Annotated in this window: 16 protein-coding genes; 6 read left to right on the top strand and 10 right to left on the bottom strand. The window is 67.9% G+C overall.

From position 1 onward, the window contains the following. The 5 genes from trbL to B2Y21_RS12270 all read right to left on the bottom strand — a co-directional run. Positions 1-881: P-type conjugative transfer protein TrbL (gene trbL, locus B2Y21_RS12250; RefSeq protein ID WP_292060109.1), on the bottom strand; the 881-nt coding region annotated here is incomplete at its 3' end. A gap of 11 nt (positions 882-892) precedes the next feature. Continuing rightward, positions 893-1669: a conjugal transfer protein TrbJ gene (locus tag B2Y21_RS12255; RefSeq protein ID WP_292060111.1), complete on the bottom strand. Its 777-nt coding sequence runs from the start codon at positions 1667-1669 to the stop codon at positions 893-895. Beyond that, positions 1608-4061 (bottom strand): conjugal transfer protein TrbE, encoded by a 2454-nt coding sequence (gene trbE, locus B2Y21_RS12260; protein ID WP_292060114.1) that lies wholly within the window; start codon positions 4059-4061, stop codon positions 1608-1610. Before trbE ends, B2Y21_RS12255 begins: the two co-directional genes overlap by 62 nt. A 9-nt stretch (positions 4062-4070) precedes the next feature. Next, complete coding sequence (locus tag B2Y21_RS12265; RefSeq protein ID WP_292060115.1) at positions 4071-4349, bottom strand: VirB3 family type IV secretion system protein; 279 nt, start codon at positions 4347-4349, stop codon at positions 4071-4073. Continuing rightward, on the bottom strand, positions 4349-4669 hold the full coding sequence (locus B2Y21_RS12270; RefSeq protein ID WP_292060178.1) for a TrbC/VirB2 family protein: 321 nt from the start codon (positions 4667-4669) through the stop codon (positions 4349-4351). Before B2Y21_RS12270 ends, B2Y21_RS12265 begins: the two co-directional genes overlap by 1 nt. Before the next feature lie 442 nt (positions 4670-5111). On the opposite strand from B2Y21_RS12270, the gene B2Y21_RS12275 reads away from it, so the two are divergent. From B2Y21_RS12275 to B2Y21_RS12285, 3 genes are read left to right on the top strand one after another with little or no spacing between them, the layout of a single operon-like run. Further along, positions 5112-5657, top strand: a complete 546-nt coding sequence (locus B2Y21_RS12275; protein WP_292060116.1) for a DUF6932 family protein — start codon at positions 5112-5114, stop codon at positions 5655-5657. After that, a complete protein-coding gene (locus B2Y21_RS12280; RefSeq protein ID WP_292060118.1) occupies positions 5654-6928 on the top strand; it encodes an XRE family transcriptional regulator in 1275 nt (424 codons plus the stop codon). Before B2Y21_RS12275 ends, B2Y21_RS12280 begins: the two co-directional genes overlap by 4 nt. Continuing rightward, complete coding sequence (locus tag B2Y21_RS12285) at positions 6919-8004, top strand: beta family protein (protein WP_292060120.1); 1086 nt, start codon at positions 6919-6921, stop codon at positions 8002-8004. The genes B2Y21_RS12280 and B2Y21_RS12285 overlap by 10 nt, the downstream gene beginning before the upstream one ends. Here B2Y21_RS12285 and B2Y21_RS12290 read toward each other — a convergent pair. The 5 genes from B2Y21_RS12290 to B2Y21_RS12310 all read right to left on the bottom strand — a co-directional run bounded on the left by B2Y21_RS12290 (position 7961) and on the right by B2Y21_RS12310 (position 12638). Then, positions 7961-8542 carry a sce7726 family protein gene (locus B2Y21_RS12290; protein ID WP_292060122.1) on the bottom strand — a complete coding sequence of 194 codons (582 nt, stop codon included), beginning with the start codon at positions 8540-8542 and terminating at the stop codon, positions 7961-7963. The two genes, B2Y21_RS12285 and B2Y21_RS12290, sit on opposite strands and share 44 nt — an antisense overlap. Before the next feature lie 138 nt (positions 8543-8680). Continuing rightward, complete coding sequence (trbB, locus tag B2Y21_RS12295) at positions 8681-9640, bottom strand: P-type conjugative transfer ATPase TrbB (protein WP_292060124.1); 960 nt, start codon at positions 9638-9640, stop codon at positions 8681-8683. Next, complete coding sequence (locus tag B2Y21_RS12300; RefSeq protein WP_292060126.1) at positions 9637-10074, bottom strand: hypothetical protein; 438 nt, start codon at positions 10072-10074, stop codon at positions 9637-9639. Before B2Y21_RS12300 ends, trbB begins: the two co-directional genes overlap by 4 nt. Further along, positions 10061-11938 (bottom strand): type IV secretory system conjugative DNA transfer family protein, encoded by a 1878-nt coding sequence (locus B2Y21_RS12305; protein ID WP_292060128.1) that lies wholly within the window; start codon positions 11936-11938, stop codon positions 10061-10063. The genes B2Y21_RS12300 and B2Y21_RS12305 overlap by 14 nt, the downstream gene beginning before the upstream one ends. 193 nt (positions 11939-12131) lie before the next feature. Continuing rightward, positions 12132-12638, bottom strand: a complete 507-nt coding sequence (locus B2Y21_RS12310; RefSeq protein WP_292060130.1) for a thermonuclease family protein — start codon at positions 12636-12638, stop codon at positions 12132-12134. Here B2Y21_RS12310 and radC point away from each other — a divergent pair. Genes radC through B2Y21_RS12325 form a run of 3 tightly spaced genes read left to right on the top strand, consistent with a single transcriptional unit; the run spans position 12637 to position 16312 of the window. Beyond that, on the top strand, positions 12637-13317 hold the full coding sequence (gene radC / locus B2Y21_RS12315; RefSeq protein WP_292060132.1) for a RadC family protein: 681 nt from the start codon (positions 12637-12639) through the stop codon (positions 13315-13317). The genes B2Y21_RS12310 and radC overlap by 2 nt on opposite strands. Continuing rightward, complete coding sequence (locus B2Y21_RS12320; protein ID WP_292060133.1) at positions 13314-14264, top strand: toprim domain-containing protein; 951 nt, start codon at positions 13314-13316, stop codon at positions 14262-14264. Before radC ends, B2Y21_RS12320 begins: the two co-directional genes overlap by 4 nt. Beyond that, positions 14261-16312 (top strand): ParB/RepB/Spo0J family partition protein, encoded by a 2052-nt coding sequence (locus B2Y21_RS12325; RefSeq protein ID WP_292060134.1) that lies wholly within the window; start codon positions 14261-14263, stop codon positions 16310-16312. Before B2Y21_RS12320 ends, B2Y21_RS12325 begins: the two co-directional genes overlap by 4 nt. Positions 16313-16450: the final 138 nt, after the last annotated feature.

Here is a 16450-nt window from a genome sequence, read left to right on the forward strand (position 1 = left end):
GCTCCGGCCACGCCGCCGGCGACCAGCGCGCCTGCGCCCGCGACGGCCAGGCCGCTGGTCAGGGCCGCGCCCGCGCCCAGGGCCGGACCGCCGGTGACTAGCGCCGAGGCGAGGTTCGGAATGAAGATCGCCAACATGGCCAGCAGAAGTGCGGCGACCAGGATGGTCAGGGCTTCGTAGATGTCGGGGTTCGCCGATGGCTGGAGCTGGTCGAAGATCGTGCGGGCGCCGGAGACGACGATGGCCAGCGCCAGCACCTTGAGGCCGGAGGAGACGACGTAGCCCAGCGGCCGCTCGGCCAGGAAGGCGGTCTTGTTCCAGATGCCGAAGGGCAGGAGAACGAAGCCGCCCAGGGTGACGATCTTGAACTCCAGCAGGGAGACGATGATCTGCAGGGCCAGGATGGCGAAGGCCAGCATGATGCCGATCATCGCCAGACCGAGGATCAGGGCGTCGGCCATATTGCCCATGACATCGAGCGGGTTCTCGACCGGGGCCGGGGTCTCGCCAAGCGCCTTCACGATCTCCCATCCCTGCTGGAGGATAGCCCCGGGGTTCAGGAATTCCTCCCGCGACAGGGAGCCTCCTCCTGCCGTCAGACCGAGTTCCAGAAACCCGGCATAGATGGTTTCGGACAGGGCCTGCCAGTCGTTGATGATCCAGGCGAAGGCGCCGATCAGCAGCACCTTTCCGAAGCCGGACGCCAGGACCTCGCGATTGGGCGAGAGCGCCCACTGGATCCCCGTCAAGGCGACGACCAGGGCGATCAGGAGACCGAAGACGCCGTTGACCGATCCGGACAGGGCGTCGAAGCCGGCCGTGACGGTGTTGGAGAACACCACCATCAGCTCGTTCGGAGTGTCCATTCCGGGACCGGTCATGGCGGCGCTCCTCAGTCTCTCGCGTGGGGAAGCGGATTGAAGGAGGGGGCCGCGGGCGTGGACGCGCCACGCGCCCAGAAGCGACGCCGCGCCTCGATCGCGGCCTCCCGGTCGGCGGCCTGACGCGCGGCGCCTTCGGCCATGAGTCGGGACTGGGCCAGCAGCACGGTCCGCATGCTCGCCAGATCCTCGGCGAGGATCGACAGCATCTGAGTGGAGGACTGGATCGCGGCCGTCTCGCCTTGCGCCGCCTCGCTCGCGGCCATGGCGCCCCGCAAACGACCATCCCGGCTCTGGGCGAGGCGCTCAAGCTCCGCCGCCGTACGCGCCAGATCCTCCGCCGTCCGCCGGGCTGTCGTGGAGCGGTCGGCGCCGAGGGCGGTCAGGTCCGAGAGCGACAGGTCGTCCGGATAGAGGTCGGCGAACTGACGCTGCACGCCGTCCAGGGTCGCGGCCGTTCCGCGGACCGTTCGCGCCAGCTCGCCGATGTCACGCAGGGTCTCAGACGACTCCGCGAGATGACTGTAGGGCGAAGCGGCGAGGCTGCGGGCCTGATTGGCAAGGGTCCTGGCCTCGTTGGCCAGGCTCTCGACCTGCCGCGCCGCGGCGAGCGTAGCCTCCAGGTTTGCTCTCGCATCGAACACCGCAAGCTGCGCGACGGCGGGCTGCGGGGCGACCCAGCCTGCGAGAAGCGCCGCGGCGGTCAGCGCACCGAACCAGGTCCGCCTATTCTGCGGCGATGCTGTGCGGGACGGACGGATCGAAACTGTCGAAGACGTTGTCGACATGGTGGACTCCCTTGGCTTTGAGGAATTCGCGGGCGAAGCGGTCCGGCCGCGGATCGGCCGGATCGAGAGCCGCCAGCACGCTCTCGATGAGGGTCTGGTCCTCGGGAGACGAGGCGCCGCAGAGGGCGAGCCCGGCTCCGCTGAGCTTGAGGTCGAAAAGCCGCCGCCCTTCGGGCTGACGCAGGTAGTAGGTGCGCTTGGGGGTGGCCCAGGCGATGAGCTCCAGCTGACGGCGATTGAGGCCGAACATCCGGTAGAGGTCCGCCGAGGCCGGCTCGAGCGCGCGGGGGTTGGGCAGGAAGATCTGGGTCGGACAGCTTTCGATCAGGGCCGACGCGATCGACGAGCGCACGACGTCGTCGAGCGACTGGGTGGCGAAGACCACCGCCACGCCCTTCTTGCGGAGCGTCTTCAGCCACTCGCGGATACGGGCGGCGAAGGCGGTCTCGCCGAGGAAGAGCCAGGCCTCATCCAGGATCAGGAGCGTCGGTCGGCCGTCGAAGCCGCGCTCGATCTCGTGGAACAGGGCCGCAAGCACCGGCGCCACGGCCGAGGGCGTCGCCATCAGGCTCTCGAGCTCGAAGCATTCGAACGCGGCGAGCATCTCGTCTTCCGGAGCGACGCCGTCGATCAGCGTCCCATGCGGTCCCTTGAGCGTCAGGGGTTCCAGCGCCGCGGCGACGGCCTTGTCCTGAACCAGGGCGGTGAAGACCGTCAGCGTCCGCTGGGCGACGGGCGCCTCGGCCAGGGCGCCGAGCGCCGCCCAGATCTCCTCGCGAATACGCGGCGTGGGTTCGAGCCCCGCGAGCCGGACCGCATCGGCCAGCCATTCCGAGGCCCAGGCCCGTTCGGCGTCGTCGTCGATCCGCGCCAACGGCTGCAGGGTGAAGGCGCCGCCCGGCTGGAGCGGGTGCCAACGGCCACCGGCCGCCAGAGCGACCGCCCGTGCGCTGCGGCCCTTGTCGAACACGACGACCCGGGCCTGCGGATAACGGAACCACTGCAGGGCCAGGAAGGCGAGGAGCGCGCTCTTGCCCGAGCCGGTAGGCCCGACGACCATCGCGTGGCCGACGTCGCCGACGTGCAGGGCGAGGCGGAAGGGGGTGGACCCGCTGGTGCGCGCGACCGCAAGGGGCGGTCCGCCCAGCCGTGGATCGGCGATCGGGCCCGCCCACACGGCCGACACCGGCAGGAGATCGGCGAGATTGAGGGTGGAGACGAGAGGCCGTCGGACGTCCGCGTAGGGCTCTCCCGGCAAGGATCCGAGCCAGGCTTCGACCGCGTTCAGGTCTTCGGTCCGGGCCACGAAGCCCTGGGCGTTGAGCGTGGCCTCGATCGCCCGCGCCCGCTCCGCCGCCCGCTCGGGATCGCGCGCCATGACCGTGACGGTCGTGGTCAGATAGCCATAGGCGCTGGCGTCCGAACCGAGCGCCTCAAGGGCGCCGTCGCATTCGTCCGTCTTGGCGGCCGCATCGGTGTCGAGGAGCGGGACCTCTTCCTTCGTGATCGCCTCACGCAGAAGGACCCCGACGCCCTTGCGTTTGGCGAACCACCGCTTGCGCAGCTTGACCAGCTCGACCTCGGCGTCCGCCTTGTCGAGCCCGATCCAGCGGGCGCTCCAACGATAGGGGAACGGCAGGGCGCCGAGCGCATCGAGGAGGCCCGGACGGGTGCTCGCGGGAAGACCGCGCACCGAAACCACCTTCAACGTCTGGCCGTCGAGGGTCGGCGCGACGCCGCCCAGAAGGGGCGCGTCCGCCAGCCAGGCGTCGAGAAACATCGGCGTGGCCGGCAGTTCGAGCTGCACCTGTCTGGGGGAGACGCAGTCATGCAGCCAGGTCAGGACCTCCCCGTCCGTCAGCATCGCGACCTCCGGCAGGGCGTCGGCGAGGAGATCGACGATCTGCGCGGTCTCGCGCCTGAAGGCGTCGAGCGCCGTGCGCCAGTCCCGGCTCGCGGGGTCGGCGCCGTCGAACAGGACGCGCTCCACCCGGCGGGTCTGATCGGCCGGCGGCAGCCAGGTCAGGGCGGCTCGGTAGTCCGTCTCGTAGGTCGGCTCGCTGGTCTCGAAGAGGGAGCGCCGCTCTGCGTCGACCAGCCAGGCGGCCGCGATCCCGAAGTCGCTCTTCGGATAGGCTTGGGCGGGACGACGACGCGCCTCGACATGGAGGCACCATCCGCTGCCCAGCCGCTTCAGGGCGTTGTTGAGACGCGCCCGCACCGACATCAGCTCCAGGTCAGAGGCCGATTCCAGATCGGGGCCCCTAAACCGCAGGCCGCAGGTGAAGGAGCCGTCCTTGTTCAGCACCACGCCGGGGGCGACCATGGCCGCCCAGGGGAGGTGGTCGGCCAGAAGCGCGGGCCGGCGTCGATGTTCATCCAGAAACCGCATGATCAGCTCTCACGCATCGAGATGGGCGGGCAGGGCCAGGTGGCGTCGAAGGACGTCGAAGAACCGCTTGTCCGCGCGGGCGGCGTAGAGGCCGATGGCGTGGGCGACCGCCCACCACAGCAGGCCGAGCCACCAGATCCGCAGCGCCAGTCCAAGCACCACCGCGACGGTGCCCATGAGGATGGCGTAGTCCCTCGGCATGCCCGCAAGGGTCACCGGCTCCGTCAGGGCGCCGGCGACCGGCAGGTCCCAACCGGGCGGACGGTGATCGGACGACGCCTCCGACATCAGGCGATCTCCGCCCCGCCGGCAAAGCCGAAGAACTGCAGGAAGAAGGTCGAAGCGGCGAAGGCGATCGACAGACCGAACAGGATGCCGAGCCCGCGACGCATGGAGGATCCGTTCTCGCTCATGGCGACGCCGGCGCCGAACAGAACCACAGCCACGACGGCGGCAGCCTGGACCACGGGGCCGGTGATCGACTCCACGATCTGCTGAAGCGGACCCTCCCACGGCATGCCGGATCCGCCTGCAAGAGCTTGCCCCGCGAAGAACAGGCCGCAAGTTGCCGTCGCGGCCGAAAGGCCACGTTGAAGTAAACGTCGCATAGTTTGAGTTCCTGTGGTCGGGCCGGAAGATCGGCGTTGACGATCCACAGCAAGCAAAACCATCCACAGGGTGTCAACGCAGTCCCCGGAATATATTTTGGCGACGCGATTCTCAATTGAAGCGTTACAGATTTCACCGCCAGATGCGTTGTGATCTACCTATGGACGGCAAGTCGTCGACGAGTTGCGCATCCATAGCTAAACACCTTGGGCGCAACAGGTTTGCCGTTGGTCGTCGTAAAGCAGCCTTCTTTCTGCCATGGGCGCACAACGGCGATCAGCGCAGTCATTGGGCAGTGGAGACCATGCTCGCGCATCCCTGCGGACACTGCCTCTATATCCACATCAGCGCTTCGACTTGTGCCCCAGCGCCGAAACGACGGTGTGGAGGCCACCTGCGATCATCCCCTCAACGCTGACGCTTCGCTCACGCGGCGGCCGCTTGGCAAGACTCACCCTAAGGTCGCACCGCAATACAACTCTCGCTAAACTTGACATTCGGACACAACAATATCATTGTGTGAATATGATCCCTGATTTCGTCGATCTGGGCTCGCCGGCGCCTTGGCCGGTCCTGCCGCCGGGCATCCATGACGCGACCCTCGCCGAGGTGTCGGCGCGGTTCGCCACGACGCCCCACCGAGCCTGGCTCTTCGGAGGCTTCCTGCGCGTCGTCGAGAATCTGGAGGTGGCGGGATGTCGGACCGTCTTTTTGGACGGCAGCTTCATCACCGCCAAACCCCACCCCGGAGACTTCGACGGGTGCTGGGATCTCACGGGCGTCGATCCGCTGAAACTTGATCCGGTTCTTCTGGACTTCGCCGATAAGCGGGCGGCCCAGAAGGCAAAATATCTAGGCGAGATGTTTCTCGTGGAGCTCCCTCTGAATCCCGGACTGCTGGGTTTCTTCCAGACCGAGAAGTTCACTGACCGACCCAAAGGGATCATCCGCATCACCCTCAACGCGCCGAAAGGAGCGACCCTGTGATCACCAACGACAAACAGTACCGCTCGGCCCGCGCGGCCGTAGAAAGGCTCAAGGCTGATCTCGTCCGCATCGGCGAGGCGGCGACCGAGGTTCATCCGCTCCTGCGCAAGGCCCAGTCGGATGGGCTGGAGAGCCAGATCGACGAGCTGGAAGCCGAGGTGGCGGAGTATGACGCTCTCCAATCTGGCGCCGTCACCGACTTCGAGGCCGAGGGTCTGCACGACCTTCCGGACATCCTCATCCGCGCCCGGATAGCGCGGCGGATGAGCCAGAAAGATCTAGGCGCCTTCCTCGGGATCGCCGAACAGCAGGTGCAGCGCTACGAGGCTGAACGCTATCGGTCGGCCAGTCTCGAACGACTATCCGAAGTGACGGCGGCGCTCGACATCGCCGTGCGGGAAAGCGCCCAGCTTCGCGCTGCCCCTCCGGCCGCCGACGCTGCCCTGGCCACCTATCCGGTCACAGAGATGTTCAAGCGCGGCTATTTCGACGACTTCGGTGGCAATGCCGCCGAGGCGAGGAAAACCGCCGAAGTGCTCGTTCCCGCCTTCTTCCGGCAGGCCGCCTACGCCATACAGCCGATGGCGCTGCATCGCCGGACCTTCCGCAGCGGTTCAAACCCACAGATGGGCGCCTTGGCGGCATGGGAAGCGCGGGTCTGTATCCTGGCGGACCGGCAACGCCCGCCTTCAGCCTTCGACCCGGCGACGGTTACTGCAGACTGGCTGAACGGCCTAGTGCGGCTGAGCGTTCACGAGGACGGTGTTGGGCGTGCGCGGCGCTATCTCTTCGACGCCGGCATCGCCCTGGTGCTGGAACCTCATCTGCCCGGCACCCTACTCGATGGGGCGGCGATGCGCAGTCCGTCGCATATCGCGATCGCCGCCCTCACCCTCCGCCATGACCGGCTGGACAATTTCTGGTTCACCCTGCTGCATGAAGTCGGCCACTTGGCACTGCACATTCGGGAGGGCGGCTACCAGGCCATCTTCGATGATACGGACGCGTCAGACAGCTCCCCGGTTGAGGACGAGGCGGACCGCTTCGCCCAAGAGGCGCTGATCCCCGAGGAACACTGGCGCCTCTGCGTGTCGCGCTTCACCCGCACGGAGAAGGCCGTCGCGACCGACGCCGCCCGCCTGGGCGTCCATCCGGCGATCATCGCAGGCCGAATCCGCCGGGAAGCCGGGGACTACACCCTGCTGCGCGGCCTCGTGGGCGCCGGCGAAGTTCGACGGCAGGCGGCGCAGGAGGGGCTGGAATGGGAGTAAGCGCCAAGACCTATGTCCCGGTGCTGAAATGGCGGCAAGGCGAGTACCAGGCCCTGATGCGGCTTCACGCCGCCACCAAGGCGCAGGTCATGCCCCTGATCGAGGTGACGCCGCCGGAATGGGACTTCGAGACCCACAAGTTCAAGAAGACCATCGACAGTCAGCTGGCGCCCTTCGCCTCACGGCTCGAGAAGAAGTGGGGGACGCGTCCGGCCTTCCTCGACACGAGCCTGCTCGATCCCGTCGCGCGGATGATCGGCGGCGTGCATCCCCTGACCTATCTGTTGGATGGGGTTCGGACACGGGGTGGAACGGTCACTCCGGTCACAAGCCCGGGTCGAGATCTCGCCCACTACAATGCCGTCGCATCCGCCCTGGCGATGGACGGCCGGGGCGTTGCCGTCCGGGTCAGTCTGGACGACATCGCCGACCCGGGCTTTCCGGCGGCCCTGATGAGCTTGGTCGGATCCCTCGGCGCGGCCCTGCCGCAGACCGACCTGATCATCGATCTGGCCGCAAAGAATTTCGAGCCGCTCGCTGATCTGACCGTCTTGGTGAGCACCCTGCTGCAGTCGAACCTCGTCTATTTCGAAGTGCGAAGCCTGATCCTGGTCGGAACCTCGTTCCCGGCGTCGATGGGCGAGATTAAGGTGGGCAGCCACACCCTGCCGCGGCAAGAATGGAAGCTGTACAAAGGCGTCGTGGCCGCCTTGCCCGCAGGCTTCCGGGCCCTCGCCTTCGGCGACTACGCCATCGCCTCCGCCGACATTCCCGGAGGCGACATGCGGCTGCTCAAGCCCTCGGCCACCATTCGCTACACGGTCACGGACGGCTGGTTCATCACCAAGGGCAACAATGTCCGCGACAACGGCTTCGACCAGTACCGGGGCCAGTGCGCGACCGTGATGTCGTCAGGCCATATGGCGGCGACGGGCTACTCGGCCGGCAGTGACTACATCCGTGACTGCCACGCCAAGACGAAAAGCACGGGCAATCTGACGACCTGGCGATGGGTGGGCACCAATCACCACGTCACGCGGGTCGTGGACGATCTCGCCAGTTTCCACGGTCCTTGAGGGTCCGGCGAACGAGGTCGGCCAGCTTTGTCTTGGGATAGCGAGCCACCAGCTCGGCGTAGAGGATCGCCCGCGGGGCCCGTAGGAGACGGGCGTCGCAATCATGGCGTTCGAGAATGGCGCGGACCTCATCGCGCCAGAGTAACCGCGCCACGGTCATCGGATCCGTCGAGCGATTGGTGCGCTCTGCACGAAGACGCCGGAAAACGACAGCGCCATTCGCCGCCCGGCGCGCCGAGACGACACCCCACCAGTCCGGGAGCAACGACATCGCGACAGGGAGGTGACGCTCATCGGCGATGAGCGTCGCTCGATCGACGACCCGGCCGTAAGCCTCCACCTGTCTCGGCAGCCTGTCGAGGCTATCGGCCTCTGCCTTGATCTCGACGCCGCGGATGTGACCATTGATGACCGCGATATCCACGCGCGCGGCCCCATGGGCCAAGCCGAGCTCGTTGACGATGAGCGTGTCTGGCGCGGCGACCGCATGAGCCAGCAGACGGCCCATCGCCGCCGTGCGCAAATCCGCGTCCTTCAATCTAGGTCTCATTTCGATGTCATGCCGGAGCCGCCGGTCCGGCGCAATCGACATCCGAGGCGAGCGCGGGAGGTTTATCAGATTGCGTTTTTGCACACCTGGACGACGCAAACCGGCCCGTTCGTAAACCGAAAGTCGTCACGAGCCGACCGCCGTAAGCGAATAGCGGCCTGCCTTGTCGGCAGAGACCAAAAGAATGTCCTCGACTCTGCGCCCGTCTGAGGTGCGGGCGATATGGACGATCACGTCGATCGCCTGAGCGATGGTGCGGCGGGGGATGGCCGGTCCAACCTCGGCGACCAGATCCTCGATCCGCGACACGGCTTCCCGTGCGGAGTTCGCGTGGATCGTCGAGAGTCCCCCGGGATGACCGGTGTTCCACGCCTTGAGGGTCTCGAGCGCCGCGGCCCCCTCGCGCATTTCCCCGACGACAATCCGGTCGGGGCGCATGCGGAGCGCGTCCCGGACCAGATCGACCACGCCGATCTGAACAGGGTGCCGCCGTGTCAGCGTGGCGACGAGATCCCAGGCCGAGCACTGAAGTTCGGGCGTATCCTCGATGAGGAAGACGCGATCGTTCGCGAACGCCCGTTCCGCAAGAAGCGCATTGGCGAGCGTCGTCTTGCCGGACCCGGTGCCGCCGGAGATCAACAGGTTCTTGCGTGTCCGGACGGCTTCTCGCAGACGCTCGGCCTGAACCTCGGTCATCACGCCGTCGCGAACGTAGTCGTCGAGCGACCAGATGACGGCCGGCCGCTTGCGGATGGAGAACGCCGGGGCGGCGGTGACGGGGGGAAGGAAGCCTTGAAACCTCTCTCCGGTGACCGGCAGCACGCCGGCCAGCCGGGGGTTCTCTCGCGTGACCGGGTCTCCGACATAATCCGCCACCAGCCTGACGACGCGCTCCCTCGCCTCGGTCTCAAGGAAGACGCCGGTGTCCTTTCGCCCGGATTTCACGCGATCCACCACGAGACGGCCATCCGGATTGGCGAGGATCTCCACGATCTCTGGATCCGTCAGAGCGGCCAGGACGTCCGGCCCGAGGGCGTGGCGAAGCGCCTCGAGCTTTCGTTCGCCGACAATGGGATGGACCGTCATTCCGCCGCCCCTGCTGATGGTCCCTGCGGGCTCGCGCGCGGCGATCTGGCGCTCGAGATCAATCGAGCGGCTGTATCGTCCAGGAGCCGTTCGATCCGTTTATCCACCGCAGCCCGAGCGACGGGGTCCTGATCCGTGACGGCGTCGGGCAGCCGCATGAAGAAGGCGCGCGCGACTTCGATGACGAGTTCCTGGATAATCTGGACGTCGCGCGCCGTGGACCGCATGTGATCCCGGAGCGCCCGATCCAGCTGAAGCAGCCTGTCGTCCGGATCCGCCGGAAGGCTTCTGGCCAACCCCTTGGCGAGAGATCGGCCGGCCGCCTGGCTGATGGGGATATTGGCCGAACGCGCCTCGCGCTGCAGCGCCGCCACGACCCGAGGGTCCGTCACATAGACCTGAATCCGCGTGGCCGTCGTTTCACGCGCGCCCATCGGAATCTCCCTGCAAGCCGTCGAGCACGGCCTGTTCAGCCGCGAAGGCCGTCGAGATCCTCTCGTAGGTCTCGGCCGCCTTCGCCGCGACGCGGCGGTCATGGATGGCCGCCTCCACCTCCTTGAACAGCGGCAGCGCGGCCTCCGGATCCTCTCCCAGACTGCGACGCCCCGCCCACGGCTGGACCGGCGCGCCCGGTGTATCGATGCCCACCGCCTGATCGGGTGGCGGCACATCGGCGCGCCCGCGAAACGGCCTCTCCTTGTCGTAGCGAACCTTCCGGGTGCGTAGCGGCCGATGGCCGGCCGCGAACGTCAGCTGCACATCGTCAGGGAGAGCGCGCACCTCGCCGGGCTCGAGGAGTGGGCGTTCGACCTCCGACCGCGAGACCGAGTTCCGTCCCGCGCCCAGGCTGGCAGGCCCGCTCCGGCTGACTTTCCTCTCGAGCACGGTGCCGGTGAGCTTGGAGACCTTGTCCTGGGTCAGCGGGTCGAGCGCGCTGAAGGCGGTGTAGACGTGGCAGTTGTCCAAGATGGTGTTGTTGGCGCCATAGGTCTCGACGATGTCGTTCAGGGATTGCGCCACGAACATCGTCTTGATGCCGTAGCCGCTCATCAGCCGCAGCGATTTTTCGAAGAAGGCGAGCCGCCCCAGCAGGGGGAACTCATCCATCAACATCAGGAGATGGCGGCGCTTCTCTCGCCCTGCGTCGTCGGCGCGCTCGTCGGTCGTGAGGGCCTGGGCCGCCGCGTAGAAGAGGAGCCGGATCACCGGCCGCAGGGCGATGGCGTCCGCGGGTGCGACCTGGACATAGAGGGAGACCGGCGCTTCGGCGCACATCAGGTCCCCCAGTGCGAAGTCCGAAGCGGACAGCGCTCGCACAAGATCGTCCCCGGCCAGCCATTTGAGATAGCTGCGCGCAGTCCCCTGCACCGAGGTCCGGAAGCGATCATGCATCGCCGCGTAGCCCTTCACCGCGGTCGAGATGAAGGGATGGACCTCCGGAGCGCCATCGGGACCGTGACGGTGAAGCGTCCGCACCATGATGTCGGCCGCGGCGTCGAGATCGGCCAGCAAGGTGCGCACGGTCAGAAGCGTCTTGTCCGCGTCCGGCGCCGTGTAGAGCACGTGCAGGATCACCGCCTCGAGGATTTCCGAAGCGGCCTTGTCCCAGATCGCCTCGTCGTCCCGCGCGCCCCCGGGATCGCTCAGAATGGCGACCAGCCGCTGGACCTGGGCGAGCTCCTGTGGTCCCGGCCGGATCTCCGCCAGGGGATTGAAGCGGGCGGACAACGGGTCTCGGGGATTGAAGTAGAGCGCGTGGCTGTGTCCGGCTCGCCAACCGGCCGTCACCCGCCAGAGTTCACCCTTGGGATCGTGGACGAGAACGCTGTCCGTCCAGCTCAACAGCGTAGGGACGACATGGCCCCGCCCCTTCCCGGCCCGTGTCCCGCCCGTCACGAGCGTCGGACGAAGATCCGTGGTCGCCAGCAAACGCCCCTGCAAACGCCCCAGCACGCATCCGGCGTCGTGCCTCAGCCCGGCCCGGCTGGCCTCCGCGAGACCGCCCCATCCGCGCGTCCGTCGAACCGCGCCGCCGTCGAACAACAGCATTGTTCCCGCGCCGGCGGCCATCACGAGCATGAAGACCGAGAGCGGCAGGGCGAAGGCGTCCGCTTCCGCCTCGCCGAACCGCTGTCGCCAGACAAGGATCATCCAGGGCCAGTAGACGCCTGTCTCGTCCAGCCGCAGCGCCGACCCCAAACCCGGGTGGTAGCGGTAGAGCCAGGCGAAGGTCTGGGTGGCCGCCTGGAGCGCGACGAGAAAGGCTGCGGCAAGACTGGCGAGGCGCGCCTGTGGCATGGACAGCATCCTTTCGAAGACCATCGAGCCTTCGAGGGAGGGCGCTGTTTGAGGCGACTTTCTGGCAGGGCCACGGCCCGACGAGCGCCCGCGAGACGGATATAGAGGGCGCCCTCCGGATGAGCGGTTCAGACCTGTTCAGATCGCCCGAAATATATTCTCGTGCGACGGGTCGCCGATGACGCGCGAGCGGTCAGTTACCGCCTTCGCGGATCCCGGCGGCTCGCATGAGGTCGCCGATGCGCCGGCCGTTCAAGCGGCAGGTCGCGATCACCCGATCATAGACGATCACTCTCCCGCTGCGGCCACGCGTCGCCACGCAGTCCAGGCGCCGCCCCATCACCAGACGCCGGAGTTGGTCCAGCGCGGCGCGACCGCCCGTTGCGTTGAGCTCGGGCGCGTTGAAGTCGGCGAGGCGGACCTCGATCCAGGTGGAGGGGTCGGCACGGTCGCCGACGCATAGCCCATCCCCGTCGCCGACATAGCGAACGACTCCAGAGAAGGGCTGCCCCGCCTGGTTCGGCAGTCGTCCCTCGCAGGGATCGGCATGCGCGGTCGCCGGTACGGCGAGGATCGGAAGGAAGAGCCACCATTTCATGCGCTCAGGGTGAGCCGATCCGGCTTGATCGGAAAGAACGGCCAGGAAGAAAGGAAGGGCGGCCGGGAATGCTCCGATTGGGAGCTTGCTGGAGACCGCCATGCGCCCGCTACCTGACCTCGGACCCGCATTCGACCCAACGGCCCGTTCACCCGACGCAAGCGCGCTCGCCAACCTCGATGACCGCGCTCTCTTGGGCCTCCTCCTCGGCCGCAATCTGAGACAGGCGCCCGGTGCATCGGTTGACGCGCTGTTCGACCACTTCGGTGACCTGGCGACGATCGCCTCCGCCGATGTGCCGGAGCTGGCCCGCGCCGGCGGGTTGGGACCGATGGCGCTGACCGATCTGAAGCTGTTCCGCATTCTGAGCGAACGGCTCGCCCGGGCCGAAGCTTCACGGCGGCCGGTCATCACCACCTGGTCAGCGCTTCTGGCCTATGTTCGCGTGGCTCTGGCCGGGGAGCCCAGGGAGCAATTCCGCGCCCTGTTCCTCGACAAACGTAACCGGCTCCTGCGCGACGAACTCGTCGCGTACGGCACGATCGACCACGCCCCTGTCTACCCCCGGGAGGTCGTTCGCCGGGCGCTGGAGGTGTCGGCCGCCTCCATCATTCTCGTGCACAATCATCCGTCGGGAGACCCCGAGCCCTCGCGTGCGGACATCGAGATGACGCGCAAGGTCGTGGAGGCCGCCAAGGTCTTCGACATTCAGGTCCACGACCATCTCGTCGTCGGGCGAGACGGCACCGCCAGCCTGCGCTCGCTCGGACATTTCCGGTGAGCCTGCGTCAGATCGTGGCGGTCCTTGGGGGCGACGTCTACCAGAACGGGCTGCGCGCAAACGTTCCGGCGCCGGGGCATGGGAAGGCTGACCGGTCCGTCTCGCTTCTCCTGAGCGACGGCCGGGTGGTGATCCACACGTTCGGCGCGGCGGAATGGCCGGAGGTCCGGGACGACCTTCGGCGTCGGGGGCTGATCGACCGCGATGGACGGCTTGTCGGCGCCGGCGCCGCGCCGGCCGAGGCGGTCGTCGACCACCCCCGACGACGGGCCGTCGCACGCTCGCTCTGGCACGCCGGCATACGGCCCTCCCGGAACGGCGTGGTTGGACGGCACCTGCACCTCCGGGACGTGACATGGCGGCCCGACCTGGACGATCTGCTCGAGCACCCTTGCGCGCCCTTCTCGGTCTATCGGCCGGGCCGAGCAGGCCGGGCGATGATGGCCGGGATCCGCGCCCCATCCGGGGAACTCACGGCCGTCGAACTCACCTACCTCTCGACCAACGGACAGATCGCATCGGGTCTCAGGGTTTCGCGCAAGACCGTGGGCCAGGTTCCGCCTGGGTCCGCCGTCCGCCTGCGCCCCGCCTCGGCGAGAATGCTGGTGGCCGAGGGCGTGGTCACCACCCTGTCCGCCATGGTCCGCTTCGCCCTGCCGGGCTGGGCTTTGATGTCGGCGGGCAACCTGTCGCGGTGGCGCGCGCCCGATGACGTCGGCGCCGTCCTCATCGCAGGGGACCGCGGATCGGCGGGTGAAGCCGCCGCGCTGAGACTGGCGAGGCGACTGCGGAGCGAGGGCGTCGAGGCGATGCTCGCCTTCCCGCCCGCACCGTTCGGCGACTGGAACGAGGCCGCCCAAGGTCATGAGGAAGGCGGAAAGGAAGGGAGCGGCCGGGCGCCGGAAAGGCGGGGATGGGCCTCGCCGCCGGCGGGAGAGCCCTCATGACCCGTTCCACCGCCGACGCCATCGTCGCAACCCCTTTCCAGGTCGCCTCGACACGCAACCGCCCGCTGGTCCACTTGCGCGACCTCGACATCGCGCCGGAGAACCTGCGTTTCGGCGAGCCGCCCGATGATGACATTCCGCTGCTGGCCGAGACCCTGTTCGCCGCCGGCCAGCTTCAGCCGCTGACCGTACGGCCCGGTCGGAAGAAGGAGGCGGCCAACATGGCGCTCGACGGACGTCGGCGCCTGCTGGCCTTGCGACTGCTGGTCGAACAGGGCCGTATCGACGACGGCTTCCTCGTTGACGTCTTCGTCGAGTCGGATCCGGCCCGCCAGGCCGCGGCCGTCCTGCTGACGAATACCGCCGTCCCCGTGCATGTCGCCGACGTCATCGCCGCCATCGGACGGATGCTGAAGGGCAAGCTGGGCGTGCCGACCATCGCCAAGGCGCTCGGCTATGCGGAGCTCGACGTGAAGCGACTGGCGGCGCTCTCCTCGCTTCCTGACGTCGCGCTTCAGGCCCTGCGGCTTGGCCGGTTGAACCTGAGACAGGCGCGCCTGCTCGCCCGTCTGAACGACGCGGAGGAACAGGCGGAGCTCGCCAGGATGACTCTCGACGGTCACGGCTTCCAGGACTGGCGCGTGACGGAGAAGCTTGACGAGGGTCGCGTGACCGCCCGCGACGCCCGTTGCGCGTTGGTCGGCGCGGATCGCTACGCCCAGGCCGGGGGACGCACCGAGAGCGACCTCTTCGGCGAGCTACCGCCGGTGCTGCTCGACCCATCCATCCTCACCGAGGTCTGGACGAAGCGCGCCCGCGAAATCGCCCTGGTCCATGAAGCCGAAGGCCTCACGGTTCACGTCACGGCGGGTAACATGCCCGACCTGCCCGAGGACCTGGAACCGGCCGGCTATGTTTACGGCGGCATGCTTCCCGCAGCCGAGATGGCGGACTATCGCGACAAGCGGGACGCCTTCAACGCCGCCGCCGAGGCGGTCACCGAGCTGCTCACCGAGACCACCGACGCCGAGCCGGTCGACAGGGCCATCGACGCCATGATCCGGGCGCGACTGGCGATGGACCAGGCCGGCTGGGGTGGACGCGCGGCGACGACCGTCGTGTTGCGGCCGGCGGCGCGCACGGGGATCGAGATCCAGTGCTTCACTCCCGAGGAACCGGAGGAGGACGAAGAGACAGGCGAGCAGGATGTGGAAGCGGCCTCGCGCGTGCCGCCGGCGCCGGCCTATCAACCGCCTTCGGTCGAGACCCCCGAGCCCGAGACGGAAGGCGTGAACCACGCGCTCCACGCCGTGCGGACGGACGTGGCCACGCGCGGCCTCATCCGCGCCCTGGCTGACGATCCCGGCGCCGCCTTCACCGCCCTGATCGCACGACTGTTCAACCAGCTGGCGATCCGGACCTACGGTCAGCGTTCCGAGGCGGCGCTCGCCTTGACGGCTTCGGCCTTCAAGCCAGCAGGCGGGCGGGTGATCGACAGCCTGGATGGAGATGTGTGGCGCCGGATCGAGGATCGGCAAACCGCGTGGGAGGCTTCGGGTCAGACCGTGATCGGCTGGATCCACGCCCTCGCCCACGGCGACAAGATGGCCCTGCTAGCCGAACTGACCGCTCTCACCCTTGATCTGCGCGAGGAGCGGACGACCTTGATCCGCCGCGACGCCAGGGCCGAAGCGGCCGAACTCGCCGAACTTTGCGGAGCGGACATCGCACTGCATTGGACGCCCGATGCGGAGTTCCTGAAGTCCCACTCCAAGCCCCTCCTTCTGAAAATGCTGGAAGAGATGGACCGCGCGGACGTTCGGGCGGCGCTTCTGAAGAAGTCGGACCTCATTCCTTGGGTCGAGGAGAACGCCGCCGAGAAGGTTTGGGCGCCGGCTAGCCTGTCCTGGACCACCCCGCCCGAGGCGGACGCGGCGTCTGAGACCGGCGACCAGAATGACGATGCGGACCAGGCCCCACCGGACGATGGCGCCGGCGCGTTCGAGGTAACGCCGCTGGGCGAGGAAGCGCTCGGCGCTGCTGCCTGATCGGGCGGACCAGGAGCACGAGGCCCGTCGCGACATCGTCGCGGCGGGCCTTCGTCTTGGGGTGGGAGGAAGGGCGGCCGAGGCGAGCCTTGGAGGACTGGAGGGATGAGCCCGCCGCTCCAGGCGATCGGAGCCTCA

The organism is Brevundimonas sp. UBA5936 (genome assembly GCA_002430835.1).
Lineage (GTDB): Bacteria > Pseudomonadota > Alphaproteobacteria > Caulobacterales > Caulobacteraceae > Brevundimonas.